Source organism: Oceanibaculum indicum P24, assembly GCF_000299935.1.
Lineage (GTDB): Bacteria > Pseudomonadota > Alphaproteobacteria > Oceanibaculales > Oceanibaculaceae > Oceanibaculum > Oceanibaculum indicum.
Genome location: NZ_AMRL01000042.1, coordinates 1 through 17,364 on the forward strand (window position 1 = coordinate 1; position 17,364 = coordinate 17,364).

26 protein-coding genes and 2 pseudogenes are annotated in these 17,364 nt (G+C 60.9%); 20 read left to right on the forward strand and 8 right to left on the reverse strand.

The genetic code is table 11. From position 1 onward, the window contains the following. Positions 1 to 100 precede the first annotated feature (100 nt). Entirely contained in the window at positions 101 to 373 is a 273-nt protein-coding gene (locus tag P24_RS18265) for an SHOCT domain-containing protein (RefSeq protein WP_008946232.1), read from the reverse strand. Between the two features lie 172 nt (positions 374 to 545). Here P24_RS18265 and P24_RS18270 point away from each other — a divergent pair, with 172 nt between their 5' ends. From P24_RS18270 to P24_RS18315, 10 genes and pseudogenes are all read left to right on the forward strand, one after another. Further along, complete coding sequence (locus P24_RS18270) at positions 546 to 929, forward strand: hypothetical protein (protein WP_008946233.1); 384 nt, start codon at positions 546 to 548, stop codon at positions 927 to 929. Between the two features lie 139 nt (positions 930 to 1,068). Then, positions 1,069 to 2,535 (forward strand): multicopper oxidase family protein, encoded by a 1,467-nt coding sequence (locus P24_RS18280; RefSeq protein ID WP_083859877.1) that lies wholly within the window; start codon positions 1,069 to 1,071, stop codon positions 2,533 to 2,535. A gap of 24 nt (positions 2,536 to 2,559) precedes the next feature. Further along, positions 2,560 to 3,006, forward strand: a complete 447-nt coding sequence (locus P24_RS18285) for a DUF411 domain-containing protein (RefSeq protein ID WP_008946236.1) — start codon at positions 2,560 to 2,562, stop codon at positions 3,004 to 3,006. A 12-nt stretch (positions 3,007 to 3,018) separates the two neighbouring features. Beyond that, on the forward strand, positions 3,019 to 3,177 hold the full coding sequence (locus tag P24_RS20210) for a hypothetical protein (protein ID WP_156816378.1): 159 nt from the start codon (positions 3,019 to 3,021) through the stop codon (positions 3,175 to 3,177). After that, positions 3,174 to 3,632 carry a c-type cytochrome gene (locus P24_RS18290; protein WP_008946237.1) on the forward strand — a complete coding sequence of 153 codons (459 nt, stop codon included), beginning with the start codon at positions 3,174 to 3,176 and terminating at the stop codon, positions 3,630 to 3,632. The genes P24_RS20210 and P24_RS18290 overlap by 4 nt, the downstream gene beginning before the upstream one ends. Further along, positions 3,632 to 4,177 carry a TlpA family protein disulfide reductase gene (locus P24_RS18295; RefSeq protein WP_008946238.1) on the forward strand — a complete coding sequence of 182 codons (546 nt, stop codon included), beginning with the start codon at positions 3,632 to 3,634 and terminating at the stop codon, positions 4,175 to 4,177. The genes P24_RS18290 and P24_RS18295 overlap by 1 nt, the downstream gene beginning before the upstream one ends. Positions 4,178 to 4,518: 341 nt before the next feature. Then, the gene (locus tag P24_RS18300) at positions 4,519 to 5,211 is read left to right on the forward strand and encodes an SCO family protein (RefSeq protein ID WP_008946239.1); all 693 of its coding nucleotides are present in this window, start codon (positions 4,519 to 4,521) and stop codon (positions 5,209 to 5,211) included. Then, the gene (locus P24_RS18305; protein WP_008946240.1) at positions 5,208 to 5,720 is read left to right on the forward strand and encodes a hypothetical protein; all 513 of its coding nucleotides are present in this window, start codon (positions 5,208 to 5,210) and stop codon (positions 5,718 to 5,720) included. Before P24_RS18300 ends, P24_RS18305 begins: the two co-directional genes overlap by 4 nt. Continuing rightward, positions 5,713 to 6,447, forward strand: a complete 735-nt coding sequence (locus P24_RS18310; protein ID WP_008946241.1) for a cytochrome c biogenesis CcdA family protein — start codon at positions 5,713 to 5,715, stop codon at positions 6,445 to 6,447. Before P24_RS18305 ends, P24_RS18310 begins: the two co-directional genes overlap by 8 nt. A 170-nt stretch (positions 6,448 to 6,617) precedes the next feature. Further along, positions 6,618 to 6,952, forward strand: a pseudogene (locus P24_RS18315) (integrase core domain-containing protein); the annotation flags it as partial. A 75-nt stretch (positions 6,953 to 7,027) separates the two neighbouring features. Here the strand turns inward: P24_RS18315 and P24_RS19915 are convergent. Further along, the gene (locus P24_RS19915; RefSeq protein WP_008946243.1) at positions 7,028 to 7,465 is read right to left on the reverse strand and encodes a MerR family transcriptional regulator; all 438 of its coding nucleotides are present in this window, start codon (positions 7,463 to 7,465) and stop codon (positions 7,028 to 7,030) included. Positions 7,466 to 7,558: 93 nt separating this feature from the next. Here P24_RS19915 and lspA point away from each other — a divergent pair, with 93 nt between their 5' ends. The 7 genes from lspA to P24_RS18350 are packed head-to-tail and all read left to right on the forward strand — an operon-like array spanning position 7,559 to position 12,004. Next, positions 7,559 to 8,038 carry a signal peptidase II gene (gene lspA / locus P24_RS18320; RefSeq protein ID WP_008946244.1) on the forward strand — a complete coding sequence of 160 codons (480 nt, stop codon included), beginning with the start codon at positions 7,559 to 7,561 and terminating at the stop codon, positions 8,036 to 8,038. Further along, positions 8,035 to 8,472, forward strand: coding sequence for a disulfide bond formation protein B (locus P24_RS18325; protein ID WP_008946245.1), 438 nt, complete (start codon positions 8,035 to 8,037; stop codon positions 8,470 to 8,472). The genes lspA and P24_RS18325 overlap by 4 nt, the downstream gene beginning before the upstream one ends. Beyond that, complete coding sequence (locus P24_RS19920; protein WP_008946246.1) at positions 8,469 to 9,122, forward strand: DsbA family protein; 654 nt, start codon at positions 8,469 to 8,471, stop codon at positions 9,120 to 9,122. Before P24_RS18325 ends, P24_RS19920 begins: the two co-directional genes overlap by 4 nt. Before the next feature lies 1 nt (position 9,123). After that, on the forward strand, positions 9,124 to 9,711 hold the full coding sequence (locus P24_RS18335) for an SCO family protein (RefSeq protein ID WP_202802417.1): 588 nt from the start codon (positions 9,124 to 9,126) through the stop codon (positions 9,709 to 9,711). Further along, positions 9,708 to 10,184, forward strand: a complete 477-nt coding sequence (locus P24_RS18340; RefSeq protein ID WP_008946248.1) for a copper chaperone PCu(A)C — start codon at positions 9,708 to 9,710, stop codon at positions 10,182 to 10,184. The genes P24_RS18335 and P24_RS18340 overlap by 4 nt, the downstream gene beginning before the upstream one ends. Beyond that, positions 10,181 to 10,789, forward strand: a complete 609-nt coding sequence (locus P24_RS18345; protein ID WP_008946249.1) for an SCO family protein — start codon at positions 10,181 to 10,183, stop codon at positions 10,787 to 10,789. The genes P24_RS18340 and P24_RS18345 overlap by 4 nt, the downstream gene beginning before the upstream one ends. A 3-nt stretch (positions 10,790 to 10,792) precedes the next feature. After that, complete coding sequence (locus P24_RS18350) at positions 10,793 to 12,004, forward strand: M23 family metallopeptidase (protein ID WP_083859879.1); 1,212 nt, start codon at positions 10,793 to 10,795, stop codon at positions 12,002 to 12,004. 491 nt (positions 12,005 to 12,495) lie between these two features. Here P24_RS18350 and P24_RS18355 read toward each other — a convergent pair whose 3' ends face one another. Continuing rightward, a complete protein-coding gene (locus P24_RS18355) occupies positions 12,496 to 12,912 on the reverse strand; it encodes a hypothetical protein (protein WP_008946251.1) in 417 nt (138 codons plus the stop codon). Between the two features lie 163 nt (positions 12,913 to 13,075). Between P24_RS18355 and P24_RS18360 the strand changes: the two genes are divergently transcribed. The 3 genes and pseudogenes from P24_RS18360 (at position 13,076) to P24_RS18365 (ending at position 14,404) form a co-directional block, all read left to right on the forward strand. Next, a complete protein-coding gene (locus P24_RS18360; protein ID WP_202802418.1) occupies positions 13,076 to 13,372 on the forward strand; it encodes a cyclic nucleotide-binding domain-containing protein in 297 nt (98 codons plus the stop codon). A 234-nt stretch (positions 13,373 to 13,606) separates the two neighbouring features. Continuing rightward, positions 13,607 to 13,930, forward strand: a pseudogene (locus P24_RS19925) (YnfA family protein). A gap of 84 nt (positions 13,931 to 14,014) precedes the next feature. Then, positions 14,015 to 14,404, forward strand: a complete 390-nt coding sequence (locus P24_RS18365) for an MFS transporter (RefSeq protein WP_008946253.1) — start codon at positions 14,015 to 14,017, stop codon at positions 14,402 to 14,404. A gap of 77 nt (positions 14,405 to 14,481) precedes the next feature. Here P24_RS18365 and P24_RS18370 read toward each other — a convergent pair whose 3' ends face one another. From P24_RS18370 to P24_RS18390, 5 genes are all read right to left on the reverse strand, one after another. Then, complete coding sequence (locus tag P24_RS18370; RefSeq protein ID WP_008946254.1) at positions 14,482 to 14,754, reverse strand: SHOCT domain-containing protein; 273 nt, start codon at positions 14,752 to 14,754, stop codon at positions 14,482 to 14,484. A gap of 12 nt (positions 14,755 to 14,766) precedes the next feature. Continuing rightward, positions 14,767 to 15,423, reverse strand: coding sequence for a hypothetical protein (locus P24_RS20215; protein ID WP_156816379.1), 657 nt, complete (start codon positions 15,421 to 15,423; stop codon positions 14,767 to 14,769). A 25-nt stretch (positions 15,424 to 15,448) separates the two neighbouring features. Beyond that, positions 15,449 to 15,652 (reverse strand): DUF2933 domain-containing protein, encoded by a 204-nt coding sequence (locus tag P24_RS18380; RefSeq protein ID WP_008946256.1) that lies wholly within the window; start codon positions 15,650 to 15,652, stop codon positions 15,449 to 15,451. Positions 15,653 to 16,167: 515 nt separating this feature from the next. Beyond that, a complete protein-coding gene (locus tag P24_RS20655) occupies positions 16,168 to 16,404 on the reverse strand; it encodes a GDCCVxC domain-containing (seleno)protein (RefSeq protein WP_083859882.1) in 237 nt (78 codons plus the stop codon). Positions 16,405 to 16,415: 11 nt separating this feature from the next. Next, positions 16,416 to 17,364 (reverse strand): HAD-IC family P-type ATPase (locus P24_RS18390; protein WP_040708423.1); only part of this gene is annotated, 949 nt, incomplete at its 5' end.

The window sequence follows — 17,364 nt, forward strand, 5'->3', positions numbered from 1 at the left end:
CGGGGGGCAGCTCACCGCGGTAACACAGAAAACAAAAAGGCCCGTGCCCCCTAGGCACATTCACCTGGGTCACGGGCCTTCATTTGCCTTAACCGAGCGGTCAGGACATATCCGCTTTTCGCTGCAGATAATCGTCGCGGTCGATCTCCCCGCGTGCATAGCGTGCCTTGAGAATGTCGAGCGCGCTGTTATGAGACGGTGTTGCCGAATGCGGCTGATGCCCTGCCCCCAGCCATCGGAACAGCAGGGTGAGCACCACCGCCAGCACAGCGATGAACAGGATGGCCGAGAGGCCGTGGAAGGCCATTCCCCAGAACCATCCGCCACCGTCATAGCCCATCATCGCACCGGGCTGATGCCAGTTCTGCCACATGATATCCTCCCTTCAATCGACCTGGCGCAGGGCGCCGGTACGGCGGTCGATTGCCAGGCGCTGGACCAGCGAGCCCTCCTGGGTGACGATGTCGGCCAGGATCTCGCAGCTACAAAGCTGTGGATGTGATGAATGTCGATTCAGCTCATTGCACACAATCAACTGCGACACCTTGGAACTCGACAAGTCTCCGGCGGTGATCTATGAACTCATCATGACTAGGTTCGTAACGATTTTCGTTTTCGCCGCGCTCACCGCATTCGCGGTCGGGTCGGTTACGAGCGTGACGAGCGCGACTACGATGTCTCTCAAGATGGCGCTCGCCGATGCCGGCGCCATGGATATGTCCGACTGTCAGGGCTGCGGCTCCGACAGCGGTGACAACAATGGCGGGATTGACTGCGACATGGTCTGCGTCGCTCCGATTCTGGCCAATCTTAATCTGGAAGTCAGTGTGCCTGCGGTGATCGGTATGTCCCCGTCGGCAAGCGCCTTTTATGACCTTGTCGGCCGGACAGGTCCGCCCGAACCCTACCCTCCCCGTACTCTCATCTGATCGGACGCCGGTCGGGGTGTGCTCCGGCCGCTTCGCCCTGTTGCACTTCCCGTGCAATCGCGCGTAGTCGCTGCTCAATTCATGCGCTGACTGTGTCTGCGCATCTGAAGCAAAGCGGAAATCAGATGAGAGCAAAACGATGTCATCAATCATCAAATCGGCGCTGTCGCGTCGGACCCTGCTGAAAACATACGCGGCTGGCGCAGCCAGCCTCGGAATGCCCGCGTTCCTCTCGTCACCTGCACAGGCGGCGGGTGTCCGAGAGTTTTCATTGAAGGCCGCGCCAGGGCTGGTGCGACTCGTACCGGAGCCGCACGGCGAGACGCCAGCCTGGTGCTATAACGGAACCGTCCCTGGGCAACAAATCCGCGTGCGACAGGGCGAACGCCTCCGTATCGCTGTCGAGAATGGCCTCGCCGAAGAGACCACCGTCCACTGGCATGGGCTCAGGGTGCCGAACGCCATGGATGGCGTCCCGCATCTCAACCAGCCGCCGATCGCGCCGGGCGGGAGCTTCGTCTACGAGTTCGACGCGGTCGACGCCGGTACCTTCTGGTACCACCCGCATCAACGCAGTTTCGAGCAGGTCGGGCGAGGGCTCTACGGGCCGCTGATTGTCGAAGAGCCCGAACCGCCAAGAATCGACCGGGAGCTTGTCTGGGTACTCGACGACTGGCGGCTCACAAAGTCTGCTGAGATCAGCGACGATTTCGGCAACGGCCATGACATGAGTCATAATGGCCGGGTCGGCAACACCGTGACCATCAACGGCCGCGTGCCGGACGTGCTTCCGGTGCGCAACGGCGAGCGTATCCGGTTAAGGCTTATCAATGCCGCAAACGCGCGCATTTTTGGCCTCGACTTCCAGGGCCACATACCGACAGTCATCGCGCTCGACGGCCAGCCGATAACGCCGCATGCGCCCGCCGGCGGTCTCGTCGTGCTCGGGCCTGCCATGCGGGCCGACATCATGCTCGACATGACCGGCAGGCCGGGCAGCCGCGTCTCGGTTATCGAACGGTTCTACCGGAATCTCGAATACCGACTGGTCGACCTCGCCTACGATGAGACGCCGCTTAGGGACACCACGCCCGACTGGCCCGTTTCCCTGCCCGCCAATCCTTTGCCCGAACCCGATCTCGCCGGAGCGCATCGCCATGAGGTGATCTTCAACGGCGGTATGATGGGCGGAATGGTAATGGCAGAGATGGGCGGCAGCATGGGCGAAGGCAGCCGGGCTGGCATGGGCGGCGGCATGATGGGGATGATGCACAGGCAGGGCATCTGGTTCGTGAATGGCAAGGCCGCTGAAGGCCATGTCCTCGACCCGATGCTGACCCTCGAACGCGATGGCAGCCATGTGATCGCCATGACCAATGCGACGGCCTGGCACCACCCGATCCACCTGCACGGCCATTCCTTCCGCGTGATCTCGCGCAACGGCGAACCGACACGTCACCGCGAATGGCAGGACACGGTGCTGATCGCACCGAGGGAAAGGGTCGAGATCGCCTTCGTCGCCGACAATCCCGGCGATTGGATGTTCCACTGCCACATCCTCGAACACCAGGCGGGCGGGATGATGGGTGTCATCCGCGTTGCCTGATCCACGGAATCAAGGAGAGCCACCATGCGTAACCCCATTGCCGCCGCCTTCGCGACCGTTGTGCTGGGTGTGGGTGTTTATTTCACGAACATATCTTTTGCGATCGCCGAGGAGGTGACCCTCTACAAGAACCCGCAATGCGACTGCTGCGAAGCCTACGCCGACTATCTGCGCGACAACGGCTTCACCGTCACCGTCAAGCCGACCCACGAGCTCGTCACCATGAGCCGCGAAGCCGGCATTCCGGACGACTTCCAGGGCTGCCACCTCGCCTTGATCGACGGCTATGTGGTGAGTGGCCATGTGCCCGTCACGATGGTCAACCGGCTGTTGAGCGATCGGCCCAACATCAAAGGTGTAACCCTGCCCGGCATGCCGATGGGCTCGCCCGGCATGAGTGGTACCAAGACCGAGGCCTTCACGATCTACACCGTGGGCGAAGACAAGCCTTCCATCTACGCGGTCGAATAAGGAGAGCTTCCAATGAATAACGCACCGACCGGCATGGGTATGGGCATGATGGAAGGCATGGGCGGCATGATGATGTGGGGCATGGGCCTCATATGGCTGCTCGTGATCGTCCTACTCATCCTCGGAATCGCGGCGCTGGTAAAAAATCTTTTCGGAGGTAGCCGTCGATGAAGCGCGCCGGTCTCGGCGCCGCGATACTGCTCGGCGGATGCGTCGTGGCCGGGCTGCTCTGGGTCGGACTTGGCCAGAGCGGCTCGGTCGTGCGGACTGCCGAACAGCTCGAACGCGGAGCGGATATCTACGCCACCAACTGCGCCTCCTGCCATGGCGCGAAGCTCGAAGGCCAGCCGGACTGGAAGCGTCGCCTGCCGTCCGGTCGCTTACCCGCACCGCCTCATGACGCGTCCGGGCACACCTGGCATCACCCCGATGACGTGCTGTTCCGCATCACCAAAGAAGGGCCTGCCGTCGTCGTCGGTGGCAGCTACGAGAGCGACATGCCTGGCTTCAACGAGGTGCTCTCCGACGACGACATCCGTGCGGTCCTGGACTTCATCAAGAGCACCTGGCCCGAGCGCGAGCGGCAGCACCAGGCCACGATGAGCCGCGAAAAGGAGGCAAGCTGATGAATTCCTTGCCCGCGTTCGGGTTCGTGCTGGGGCTGGTATTCTCGACCGCCGCGATGGCGGAAGGGCCGAATGCCGTCCCGCAGCACGACACGCCGGTGCCGCTCCCCGCGATCTCGTTTGCAGACGAACACGGCACCCCCCTCACGCTCGACCGCTGGCGCGGCAAGGTCGTCCTTCTTAACGTCTGGGCCACCTGGTGCGCCCCCTGCCGTCATGAAATGCCGACACTGGACCGGCTTCAGGCAACGCTCGGCAGCGAGCGCTTCCAGGTCGTGACGCTGTCGATAGACCGTGCTGGCGCCGGTGTCGTCCGCCGGTTCTTCGATGAGATCCGCATCCGGCATCTAGGCATCTTCATCGACGAGACAATGAAGGTATCGCGTGACCTCAAAATATTCGGCCTCCCGGCGACACTGCTCATCGGGCCGGACGGTCGGGAACTCGGCCGGCTGATCGGACCGGCCGTATGGGACACGGCGGAGATGGTCGCCTACTTCGAGAGCGTCATTGCCGAACATACAGGAAAGGAACCAAGACAATGATTGGTGAACAGAAAGCCATGGAAGATTCCCGTCCGATACCGTCATCGGCAAGGCCGCCCTGGATGACGCCTCGCCGGATCGTCTTGGTTGCAGGCACCGGAGTCCTGGGCGCCGGGCTTGCCCTCAACTGGGGCTGGCTGACGGCTGTGGGCGTCGCGCCGATCCTGCTCAGCCTCGCCCCCTGCGCCGCCATGTGCGCGCTAGGCCTCTGCATGCGCGGCGGCGGAACAAAGTCATGCTCAACCCACGGCAAGGCAGGCGTCGGGCCTCAGTCACACAGCCGCCGGGAATGACAGCGCAGACAGCCAGCGCCGAACGGGCGGATATTTCAGGGAGACGACATGCATTTTGCACGACTGACCGCATTGCTGATTGCCATGCTTGCCTATGCTATGCCGGCTGCGGCGCATCATCCCGGCGCCGACCTCGACAAGGTCATGGGCAGCAAGGAACAGTTCTTTCAGGCCATTGACAGCCCGGTGCCGCCGTTCGAACTGGCCGATGCTGATGGGAAAGTGGTTCGCTTGTCAGACTTCACCGACAGGATCGTTGTGCTCAACTTCATCTTCGCAGGCTGCGCCGATGTCTGCCCGCTGCACTCCGCCCTGATCGCGGACGTTCAGTCGAAGATCAACGTCACGCCGATGAAGGACATGGTCCAGTTCATCACGGTGACGACCGATCCCGAGGTAGATACGCCCGATGTCATGAGGAGCTATGGCGAGGCGCATGGCCTCGCCCCGAACAACTGGATGTTTCTCACCCGACGCCCAGGCGATACCGAGGACGCGACGCGAACCCTCTCGGAGACCTATAACGTCAAGTTCGAGCCGCTTGATGACGGCCAGCAGATGCATGGCGTCGTCACGCATGTGATCGACCGTGACGGGCGGTTCGCCGCCAAGTTCCATGGCCTGCGCTTCGAGCCCCTGAACCTGGTGCTTTACATCAACGGCCTGACCAACGCCCCCTCTCGCCCGTCGAGGCCGGCGGAGACGGGCTGGTGGGACAGCGTCAAGGAGCTATTCCGATGACGGCAGCGCATTCAAGCGAAGAGCCTGTTCGCGCCGCAGGTCCCGTCGAATGGCTTTCGGCGCTGCGGCGATACATCATCTTTGTCGCCGCCGCGAACCTCGTCTGGGAGTTCGCTCACATGCCGCTCTATACGCTGTGGGAAACAGGGTCGGCGAGTGAGATCGTGTTCGCCGCCGTGCATTGCACGGGCGGCGACATCTTGATCGCGCTGAGCGCGGTCATGCTGGCACTGTTTTCCGTCGGCACTCCGGCCTGGCCAACCGTACGAACAGGCCGGGTCGTCGTGCTGACGGTGGCGCTCGGGCTTGGCTACACGGTGTTCAGCGAATGGCTCAATATCGAGGTGCGGCAGGCATGGGCCTATCGGGATTTGATGCCGGTTATCCCTGGCATCGATGCCGGGCTCAGTCCGATGCTGCAATGGATCATCATTCCCCTGGCGGCATTCTGGTTCGCGACCAAAAGACGTCCCGGACAGAGCCGAATGGCGGCTAGTACCAATGTTTGAGCTGTCGGGCATCGGTATTGCCGCCGCTTTCGTAGCCGGCACAATCTCTTTCGTTTCCCCCTGTGTCCTCCCGCTGGTGCCGGGTTATGTCTCTTACGTCGCAGGACAAACAGCCAGCGGAAACGACCGCGATGCCAACGGCCGCCGCCAAGCCATCGTCATGAGCCTGTATTTTGTGCTGGGTTTCTCGACCATCTTTATGATCCTGGGAGCAAGCGCGACGGCGCTCGGTCAGATGCTTCTGAGCTATCGCTACGAACTGAACCTCGTCGGTGGTGGTATCATCATCCTGTTCGGCCTGTTCATGATCGGTATGGTACGGATCGCCATGATGCAGCGCGAGGCCCGCTTTCATTTGTCCATCACCGCAGGCCAGCCGCTATCAGCCTATGTCATAGGGCTCGCCTTTGGCTTCGGCTGGACGCCCTGTATCGGGCCAATCCTTGGCGCCATTCTCACGGCGAGCGCGGCCACGGCAACGGTTGGTGAGGGGGTTGTGCTGCTTGCCATTTACTCGGCCGGGCTTGGTGTGCCGTTCGTGCTCGCTGCCGCCTTCACCGACCGTCTGATCTGGCGCCTGCGGGCGATCGGACGCATTGGACGCCGGCTGCATCAGATCGCCGGGCTGCTCATGGTGGCAATGGGCGTCGCCATGGTTACTGGGCAGCTTTCGGCGCTGTCCTACTGGCTGCTGGATGCTTTTCCGATACTGGCGACGGTCGGGTGACTCCAAGGGCTTGTGCCGGAACCCACAACAGCCCGCGTTCCACGTCCCGGTAGGCGGCTCCGAAGGCTTTGCCCCCCACAAGCTTTGAAGCGCTAATGTTCCTCCCTGTAAGCCGATGGAGACAATACACTAAGGACTCATGCTGGCTCTCGGACGAATTCGCGCGGACACGGGAATATCCCTGCATGATCGTTAGCGATAATGGCAATGAGCTGACCGCCAACGCCATGCTCCGATGGCAGCAGGATCGCACCGTCGCATGGACTATATTGCACCGAGTAAGCCAAAGCAGAACGGCTCCGTCGAAAGCTCCAATGGCCGGCTGCGCGACGAGTGCCTCAACGAGCATCTGTTCGTCAGCTATCGGCACGCACGCGCGATCATCGAAGACAGGCGGGTCGACTATAACCTCAACCGACCCCATACGAGCCTCCAAGGGCTCACACCCCACGAATTTGCAACCCGGTCCCGAGAGGATCACAACATGAGCGGAGCTAACTTATAAACGCGGACATAACGGGGAGAAGGTCAGCGCCGTTACTCTAACTTCTGGATCGTCTGAACCTTACCGCTCAACGTTTCAAAATCGGTCGCCTGGGGCTGCATGACTTTCCGCCGCGCACTGTGAGTGATCGCTTAACACCTCAATGATCCGACACTCGGAAATACTGCCGCCTCGGCATTGGGCGATCATACGGGATAGTTCCTGTTTCAGTGCTTGAAGCTGTCTTAGACGCTGTTCGACTTGGTCGAGTTGTTCGACGGCGATAGCGTCAGCTGCTTCGCAGGGACGATCAGGTTGATCCGACAGGCTCAGCAGGTCACGGATCGCGGGCAAGGAGAAACCTAATTGCCGGGCATGTCGTATAAAAGCCAGGCGTTCAACGGTTCGGAGCGGGTAAAGCCGCTGTCGGCCAGCGCTTCTATGCGGTTCGGGAAGCAAGCCGATCTGCTCGTAATAGCGGATGGTTGGAACTTTCACCCCAGTCTCCAAGGCGACCTGGCCGATGGAATACATGTAAACACCCTCTTGTAACTCTAGTGACTAGAGATACTAACCTCCTCCTCGGATTACCTCAAGACAGCCCGCAACCAGAACCGGAGGGGAAGAATGCTCAAGCGGGTAAGCATCGTCGCGACCATCGCGGCCTTTGCGCTGTTGGTCGACCAGGCAACGAAATGGCTGGTGTTGACCAAGCTCGCTGGACAAGCGCGCGTTATTGAGATCACCAATTTCCTTAATATTGTCGTCGGCTTCAATACAGGGGTCAGCTTCGGCATGTTCGGCGGCATCTTCGAGGGGCGCCCATTGCTTCTCGTTCTTTTGACGCTCGGCATCACCCTAAGCATCCTCATTTGGGCGCTGAAAACCCACACGGCAGGTGAGCGCTCGGCGCTGGCGCTGATTGTCGGTGGTTCCCTCGGCAACGTCATTGACCGATGGCGCCAGGGCGCGGTGACTGACTTCATTGATTTCCATTGGGGCGATTGGCATTGGCCGACGTTCAACGGTGCTGACGTCTTCATCGTTGCGGGCGCATTGATGATGTTTGCCCAGGCATTGCGTTCCGAAAGGACTGAGGGACAATGACGACGCCCAAAGACAGACCAATAGGCAGTATCGGTTGGTCGTGTCTGTTCGGCGCATGGCTAATCGCGCTGGCGGCAACACTGGGCGCCGTTTACATCGGCGAGATTTTCGGTCTAACCCCTTGCCAGCTTTGCTGGTACCAGCGGATCGCTATGTTTCCCTTAGCATTGATTTTGGGTGTCGCCTGCCTGCGGAATGACGCTGGTGTTGGTTGTTATGCCTTGCCGCTTGCGCTCGCAGGCGGCGGCGTGGCGCTCTGGCACAGCCTGCTTTATGTCGGTTGGCCGCCGACCAGTATAGAGCCTTGCCAGGCGGGCGTTTCCTGCACTGGAGCGGGAATGACCTTTATGGAACTGCCCTTGCCCATGTTGTCGTTGGGAGCTTTTCTCGCCATCTCTGTGTTGCTCCTTGCTGGAAAGAGGAAAAGCCAATGATCACTCGCCGCACTTTGGTACTTGGCGTCGCCGCCGCTTCGCTGGGCGGCTTCGCCGCGGCCGCGCTGCTCGCGAGGCGGCAGCAGGAGCAGAAATCGACGCCTCTTTCTTTGCCGCCCGGCAGCTCTCTTGTCCGCGATTATTCGCCAGTGCTGGGTCGAAAGGATACACCAGTCACCGTTGTCGAATTTTTCGATCCAGCCTGCGAAGCGTGCCGGGCGTTCCACCCTATCGTTAAGCGCATACTCGGCACCTACCCACAGCAAGTTCGCGTCATATTGCGATATGCGACCTTCCACCAAGGTTCTGACGAAGTGGTGAGCATGCTAGAAGCCGCGCGCCTGCAGGATATGTTTGAAGCGGTGCTCGAAGCGGTGCTTGAAGCGCAGCCAGCCTGGGCGGCGCATGACCAACCTCGCCTGAATATCGCCTGGGATGCCGCCGCACGAGCCGGTCTGGATGTTGACCGTGCGCGGCGGGAGCGAATGCTGCCAGGGCTGGTTGCGCGGCTTAATCAGGATGCGGCCGACGTCGCAGCGCTTGGAATTAGGCAAACGCCCACTTTCTTCATCAATGGCAAGCCACTTCCTTCTTTCGGCTCGGAACAATTGTTAGAAGCAGTGGCCTCGGAGGTTCAGGCTCTTGGCTAGGTTGCGTATCTTTCTGTGGATCATGGTAGCGCTTGCCGGAATGGGTTTTATTGGGCTCTACGCCTGGAGGGGGGCTTTTCAAGAAGAGGCCAGCCAACCTGCATTGGATACCATTCGTGCAGACTACTCTCTAACCAGCCACACGGGCGAGACGGTAACGGAAGACCGTTATCTGGGGAAATGGCAACTCGTTTTCTTCGGTTTCACCCATTGTCCTGATATCTGCCCGACCACCCTGGCCGAGGTGGCAACGGTGATCGACGGGCTGGGCGATGTCGCGCGCAACGTTCAACCGCTCTTTATCTCCGTCGATCCGGAACGTGATTCTCCGTCGGCAATGGCCGAGTATGTCACGGCGTTCCATCCGGCGCTGGTTGGTCTTACCGGAGAACCGGGGGCCGTCGCCAAAGCGGCCCGGGCCTTTTCTGCCTATTACGAGATGCAGCCCGAGAGAGGGGCTCACGATGGCTACACCATGTCGCACAGCTCGGCCCTGTATCTATTGGACCCGAAAGGCAGGTTCGTCCGCCTGTTTGCCTATGGGACACCGGCGGCGGAAATCATTGAAGACCTAAAGGAAAGATTATGAAGATTGTAGCGAAAGGGCTGTTTATTGCCCTCGCCCTAATTGTTGGCCTCCTTTACGCCAGGCCCGGCACGGCGGAAACCGCGCAAGCCGGCGATATTACGGTGGAGACTCCATGGGCGCGCGCCTCTATCGGCACCTCTCGACCAGCAGCGGCTTATATGATGATACGTAACGAAGGAAGCGCAGCGGATCAGCTGATCGGTGTGGAATCGCCTCTCTCCGGCATGGCCGAAGTCCACAAGGTCGAGATGAAAGATGGTGTAGTTTCCATGTCATCCGTCAGTCCGCTGCCCATTGGACCAGGCGAAACCGTGACGCTGGCGCCAGGTGGGCTGCATGTCATGCTAATGAAGCTACGGCAGCCGCTTGAGAAGGGCGCCGACTTCCCGCTCACACTGACTTTCGAAAGGGCTGGAAAGCTAACGCTCGACGTACCTATCCATAGCGTCGGCGCAATGGCACCGGAGAAGTGAACAAGCGCAGGTTGCTGCTAGGCCTGGCCGGTCTTGCCGCGCTGCTGGCCGTGACCCTGTTCGCTGGCTGGTGGCAGGTCGATGGCCCTGGGGCCATTACACCCCGGCTTCCCAAGGCCGCCGGTCCGCCACCTCTCGCGCAGGCCGCAATGACGCTAACCGACCATGAGGGCCGGCGTATTAGTCCGGCAAACTGGGTGGGGCGTCCGACCCTTCTGTTCTTCGGCTTCACCTACTGTCCAGATGTTTGCCCTACCACACTTTCTGACATTACTGGCTGGCTCGAAGTCTTGGGTGAGGACGCACAGGATATGAATGTCGCCTTCGTCACTGTAGACCCTGAACGTGATACCGTGGAGACCATGTCTGAATACCTAGACATGTTCCACCCGTCCATTGTCGGCTATACGGGCACACCCGACGACATCAAGAAGACGGCCGATTTCTTTGGGGTCTTCTACGACAAGGTTAAGACCGAGGGAGGTTATACAATGAATCATACCGCCACGGTCCTCCTGTTCGATGCGGCGGGCAATTTCCAGTCGACTATCGATTATCACGAAGCACGTGAAATCGCCGTCCCAAAGATCAAGAAGGTTCTTTGAGCTGTGAATTCTATCCCGGTATCGGGGCAGATTGGCCGCCCCATCTTCCAGGCGATGACTTTTGTTGGATTGCTAGCCATGTGGGGGATGGGCTTTCCATCCTTGTCTTGGTCCCAACCCCATACCAAATCACCCGCCGCCGAAGCGGAGGAACGATCAATCATTGCCAAGCCGGGTGATACGCTGGGAACAATGTTGGGTCGCAGTGGTGTTGATAGGGCCGTTCAACGAGAAGCAGTTCTAGCCATTGTCGCCGAGTTCGACCCGACTGAACTGCGCCCTGGCGATATATTGACTGTGCGATCTCCTTGGAATGACAAGAGTGCAGTGAAGAGAATTTCGTTGACGACGCGCCTCGGCGTGCGCCTAGACGTTGTCTTCTCTAAGGGTGCACAAACCATCCTGGTCGAGCCCGAACTGAGCAGCATCGAACACGTAGCTAAAGCGAAAATTGAGAATAGCCTCTCTGAAACGCTGAACAGGATAGATGCGCCGGAACGCTTTGCAGTGGAATTGGCTGCCTTTTTTTCAAATCTCTATGACTTCCGCCGCGATCTGCGAAGCGGTAACGAAATCGCCATCATCTGGAGCGAGAGCATCGATGAGAAGGGAATCGCTGTCGGCGAGCCGAAACTGTCCTATGCGAGATTAGCAACAAAACAGAGTGTGCTGGAACTCCTCATACTGGACGAGGATAGCACCGCAGCACTTTATCGTGACGGCGATCTCGTGCAGAGAATCCGGGCGCCGGTCGAAGGAGCGAGACTGTCCTCGGTCTTCGGACGAAGAAAGCATCCAGTTTACGGAAGCGTACGCCTGCATACCGGGGTGGACTATGAGGCGCCGGCAGGCACACCGATTTCCAGCACGGCTGCTGGCCGGATATCATTCCTTGGTCGGTTGCGGGGCTATGGCCGTGTCATCGACATAGATCACGGAAATGGCGTTACGACCCGTTATGCCCATTTATCGAGCTTTGCCAAAGGCCTCTCGAAACAGGCATGGGTTCAAGCCGACCAGGTCATCGGGACTGTCGGAGCCAGCGGCACGGCGACTGGGCCAAATCTTCACTATGAGGTGCGGCTCGACGGGCGTCCAATCGACCCGCTTGCCGCGCTGGTACGAGCGCAACCAATAGCCTCAGCCAACAACCCCAGAGAAGTCAAACACTTGACCGCCTCACGAATAATTGTCGGTCCAGCAAACGGAGCATAAAGTATGAGTAGAAAATCGAAAGGGCTGTCCCAACGCAATTGGGCGATATTTTTTGCCTTAATTCTGCTGGTGATCATTTTTTACGCTGTAAGCGTTATTAAGATATCGGACAATCTCGCGCAGTAGGCATGGTGCAGAGTTGGTCAATTTTATATGATTGACGCATATACCCGGCAAGAATGTCGCTGCGCATCACCCGTCCGTAATGCGCAGCTTCCGGACTGTCTTCACGTAATCGGCGGAGATCAAGAGGCGGCCCCAACCTGACTTCATTCTTCTCAAGCTTGCGGCTTCTCGGAAAGGGGGCAGGACCGGGATCCAGCGTTCTCCAATTGATAGACGTCCGGTAATCTCGCGCTTGCATACCCCGGTTATGGTTCTTCTGGCGTCTCGGATATGCCAGAGTACGTTCAGTTCCTGCAGTCATTGTGGCGCCGCCACATTTCAGTGTCGTGGCCCTCAGGCACTGCATCGCAGGAGTCGGCGCCGTCTTAGCCACGTAATTCGTTGTAGCGGGCGATTTGCTCAACCGTCAGCAGCAGCGGCGTCTCGAGATGGCGCGACACGTAAATGAAGCGCAAGTCGGCCCAGGCTTCGGCGGTAGCGTCGGTCAGGGCTCGCAGCGCATCGGGCGTCGGATCGTCCGCGCGGAAGGCCGCCTCAATGGCCGCCTCGGCCGCGATGAGGCGCTCGCCCGCTGCCTGTGCTTCGGCCTGCATGGCGGCGAAGATCGCCTCGATCGTCAAGACCTGGTCTGGCGAAAGACCGATCCCGTCCTTCAGTTCCAGAAGATGCGCCGGGCCCGGCACGCCGTTCAACTCGGCCGCTAGGGCAAGGCTCCAGCCGCGGCCTGCGCGCAAATCCTTGATGTCCTCGGCAGATAGGCTCTTGATCTCGCGGCCTTCCATCCCAGCATAGAGGGAATGGCCCTGATGCTGGGCAACCGCACTGACGGGAATGGCCAGAACGATACAAGGAGCGCGAGACGGATCATCGGGAAACTCCTATGGTTTTCTTTTGGTTTTCTTTCCTCTCTCGCATCTGGCGGCAGCGTTGCATATGATTGCGATCATGTTCGACCTGTTCGAGCCTCTCTTCGCTGACGCGGTCGCGCGCGAATTCGCCGCTGGAGACCTGCTGTTCCGCGCCGGCGACCCGGTGGTGTCGATGATCCTGCTCCGGGCCCGGCAGGCCGAGCTGGTCCGTCACACGGGCCATGGGCTGAAGATGATCCTGCAGCGCGCCGGGCCCGGGCATATCCTCGCGGAGGCGTCCGCCTGGTCGGACTCCTACCATTGCGATGCGGTGGTGCCGGAGCCCCGCCTAGCGGCGCTCCTACCGCGCACGGTGTTCCTCTGGCGCGACTGAGATCGGACCCCGACCTTGCTGAACTCTGGACTAGAAACCTAGCGCGGCTCAGGCGGCGCGCCTCAGAGCCGAGATCCGATTACAGCCGCGAGTCGAGGATCGTCTCGATGCCTGGCTCACCGAAGGCCCCAGCCTGCCGGAAAAGGGCCGCTGGCAAGAGGTGGTCGCCGAACTCGGCGTCTGGCGCGAAGCCCTCTATCGCGAATTGTCGCGTCGCCGCACGGAGAACCGCGCATGACTTTCGTCTGGTATCTGATCGCGGCGTTCGCGGAGATCGCAGGGTGCTTCGCATTCTAGGCTTGGGCGCGGCTGGACAAGTCAGCACTCTGGCTGATCCCGGGCCTTGCCAGCCTCGCGCTGTTCGCCTGGATCCTGACGCGGGCCGACAGCACGCTAGCGGGGGGCGCCTATGCCGCCTACGGCGGGGTCTATATCGCGAGCTCCATGCTGTGGATGTGGCTGGTCGAGCCCCCCTCCCCGCCTGACCGATGGGATGTCGCCGGGGCGGCTATCTGCGTCTTCGGTGCAGCAGTAATCCTCCTGCCGCAAAGAACCTGAGCGCATGGACCATCATGACCTGCTGTCCGGTCTGGTGCGGCTGCACATTCTGCACCATGCAGCGCAGCACCCGGTCTGTGGCCAATGGATGATCGACGACCTGGCGCGGCACGGCCGGCCCTGTTCGCCGCGCAGTTCGCCCTGTCGCATGCCTGCTGGCTGCTGACCTATCCGCTGGCCGGCTGGCTTGGTGCGATGCTCGGGCTGGAGGCTACCTTCTATGTTCTGGCAGCGATCGCGGCGGTGGGAACAATGATCGCCGCGCTGGTCTGGCCGGCGGGCGATCCCGGCGTGCTGCCGCACGATCATCCCGAACAGGCGCACACCCATCCGCATACCCATGACGCGCACCACCAGCATGAGCATGAAGACTGGGAAGGGCCGGAGCCGTACAGCCACCCGCACCGGCACGCACCGCTGCAGCACAGCCACGAACTGGTGATCGACGATCATCACCCAGTCTGGCCACAGTGATTTGTGGGAAACAGACAGGCCCGTGACCCAAGTGAAACCGCCTGGGCCACGGGCCGTCGCTTGTCGTCACGGAGCGGTCAGGACAGATCGGCTTTTCGCTGCAGATAATCGTCGCGGTCGATCTCCCCGCGCGCATAGCGTGCCTTGAGGATGTCTAGCGCACTACCGCCGGACTGCGTCGTTGCGTGCGTCTGGTGCCCTGCCCCCAGCCATCGAAACAGCGGGGAGAGGACCACCGCCAGCACGGCGATGAACAGGATGGCCGAGAAGCCGTGGAAGGCCATTCCCCAGAACCATCCGCCACCGTCATAGCCCATCATCGCACCGGGCTGATGCCAGTTCTGCCACATTATATCCTCCCTTCAATCGACCTGGCGCAGGGCGCCGGTCCGGCGGTCGATTGCCAGACGTTGGACCAGCGAGCCCTCCTGGGTGACGATATCGGCCAGGATTTCGCCATGCTCGGTGGGCTTGATCTCGCCGAGCTTCAGCCGCGGATTGCCATGCCAGTCGAGGCGGCGCTGCAGCATCTCCCTGACCTGATCAGGCTTGATCTCCTGGTCGTAGCGGCCGGGCATGCCATAGATCATGCCCTGGCCCGTCATGCCCTGGCCCGTCATACCGGGATGCATCATCCCAGGCCCCGTCGCCCCATAGCCCTGCATCATCGGACCGGGCATGGCGTATCCATTACCCCATCCCCGCATCATCGGCATCGCCCCCGGAAAACGATCGCTATCCGGCCCGCCTGGGGGCTGTTGCATCCAGCCGCCGGGCCAGCCACCCGGCATGCCTTGCCCCTGCATCATCCCGGGGCCAGCGCCAATACCCGGCCCCATGCCCTGCCCCATACCGGAGCCTGGCATGCGCTGGCCCGGAACAGTAGAATCTGTCTGGTTTCCCGGCCCACTTCCCATGGTTTGCGCCCAGGCGCTTGGAGCCATGTCCGTGCCATGTATCGCCAACAGAAGCGCCATCGAAGTCGCGCCGATGAGGATGGGGCGGATCAACTTCATCATGATCTTATTCCTTTCCAGAGGTCGTTCATTTGCCATTGCCATGACCGCCATGGCCCCGATGCATGAAGACATGCAGGCCGATGCAGATCAGCAGAGGCAGGAAGAGAGGCAGCGCTTCGGCGACCTGGAGCCGGTATTCGGCCCACAGAAAGATCGCCAGCGCCGCCAGCATGAGGCAGACCGCATAGCCTGCCGGCGTATTCAGAAAGCCTGTTTGGTTCGTCTTCATATGCTTGCTCGCCTGTCGATGAGGGGAACACCGTCCGCGTAACGAGGGCGGCGTGGCCTCGCGACAGACGCGAGGCACCATCAGACGGGAGCGGGCAACCTCGGAGGGTGCTTGGCGGGGGAGTAACCCGTGCGGGCGAGCCGGTAGGGTCTGGCGGAAAGAACGCCTGTCTTCCCGGCATCATCGATGCGCAGCACAGTCGGAAGCACGCCAGATGCCAGACAGAGCTGAACGCATCCGCAGTCGAGAAGGCCAGAGTTCGTGGCCCTTTCACAGGGATGCGCAGCAGTCGCCGCGCTAACCATATCCGCCGCCACGACAGAGTGCGTGGCCTGCTGAAAATCATGGCCCTGGGCGCTTGCAGCAGCGAAGGCGTCCGGTGCGGAAAGCAGCAACAGGCAGCACAGGGCCGCCATCCGCACAATATCTGCAAAGCCGCGTTTCATGCTGTCACGCCTATCCGTTTTCAGCGATGACATCTTGCCCGCGATCCAGCGCCGGCACATTGATGCAGATCAACCGCCATCCGAGGAACAACATCCGTCTGCATTGCCGCAGTCTCGCGCATTCTGGAGCGGTGGACAGGGCACATCGCCGTAGGAGCAGAACACGCAGCAATCGCCGGCGAGAGGCCGGAGCAAGCTTTTGCACCCCTTACACTCGTAGAAATACAGGCAGGAATTTTCCGGCATCACTTCCATTGCGGCATGCCCGCATTCCGGACAGGTAAGCGTCGATTGCAGCACTGCCATCGTACCTCTCCTCAATCACGCAGCCTTACCGCGCGCAGCCGCAAGGCATTGCCGATGACGCTTACCGAGGACAGCGCCATGGCGGCGGCGGCGAAGATCGGCGACAGCAGGATGCCCAGGAACGGGTAGAGGATACCGGCCGCCACCGGCACGCCAGCCGCATTGTAGATGAAGGCGAAAAACAGATTCTGCCGGATGTTCCGCATCGTCGCCTCGGACAGGCGCCGCGCCCTGACGATGCCCAACAGATCGCCGCGCAGCAGGGTCACCCCGGCGCTCTCGATGGCGACATCGGTGCCCGTGCCCATGGCGATGCCGACATCCGCCGCAGCCAGTGCCGGGGCATCGTTCACGCCATCGCCGGCCATCGCGACCACCCGCCCCTCTTCGCGCAGCTTCTTCACCACCGCCGCCTTCTGGTCGGGCAGCACCTCGGCCTCAACCCGGTCGATGCCAAGCTTCCTGGCAACCGCCTGTGCCGTCGTCCTGTTATCCCCTGTCAGCATCACCACAGAGATGCCATCGGCATGCAGCGCCTTGATGGCTGCGGGCGTGGTGTCCTTCACCGGATCGGCAATCGCAATTACTCCGGCAGGCTTGCCATCGACCGCCGCCAGAATTGCGGTCGCACCGTCCTGACGCAGAGCGTCGGCGATCTCTTCAAGGGCACCCGTTTTGATATCGTGTTCGCCGAGGAACCGGGCATTGCCCACCACCAGCTTTCGTCCATCGACAGTGCCCAGCACGCCCTTGCCGGTAGGAGAATCGAAGTCGCTGGTCGGCATCAGATCGAGCGACCGCTCCCTGGCGGCGGCCACGATGGCGGCAGCGAGAGGGTGTTCGCTGCCTTGTTCCAGGCTGGCGAGCAGGCGCAGGAGTTCATTTTCTCCGAATCCGTCTTGCGTCCTGATCGCGGTGACCTTCGGCCGGCCTTCCGTCAGGGTGCCGGTCTTGTCCACG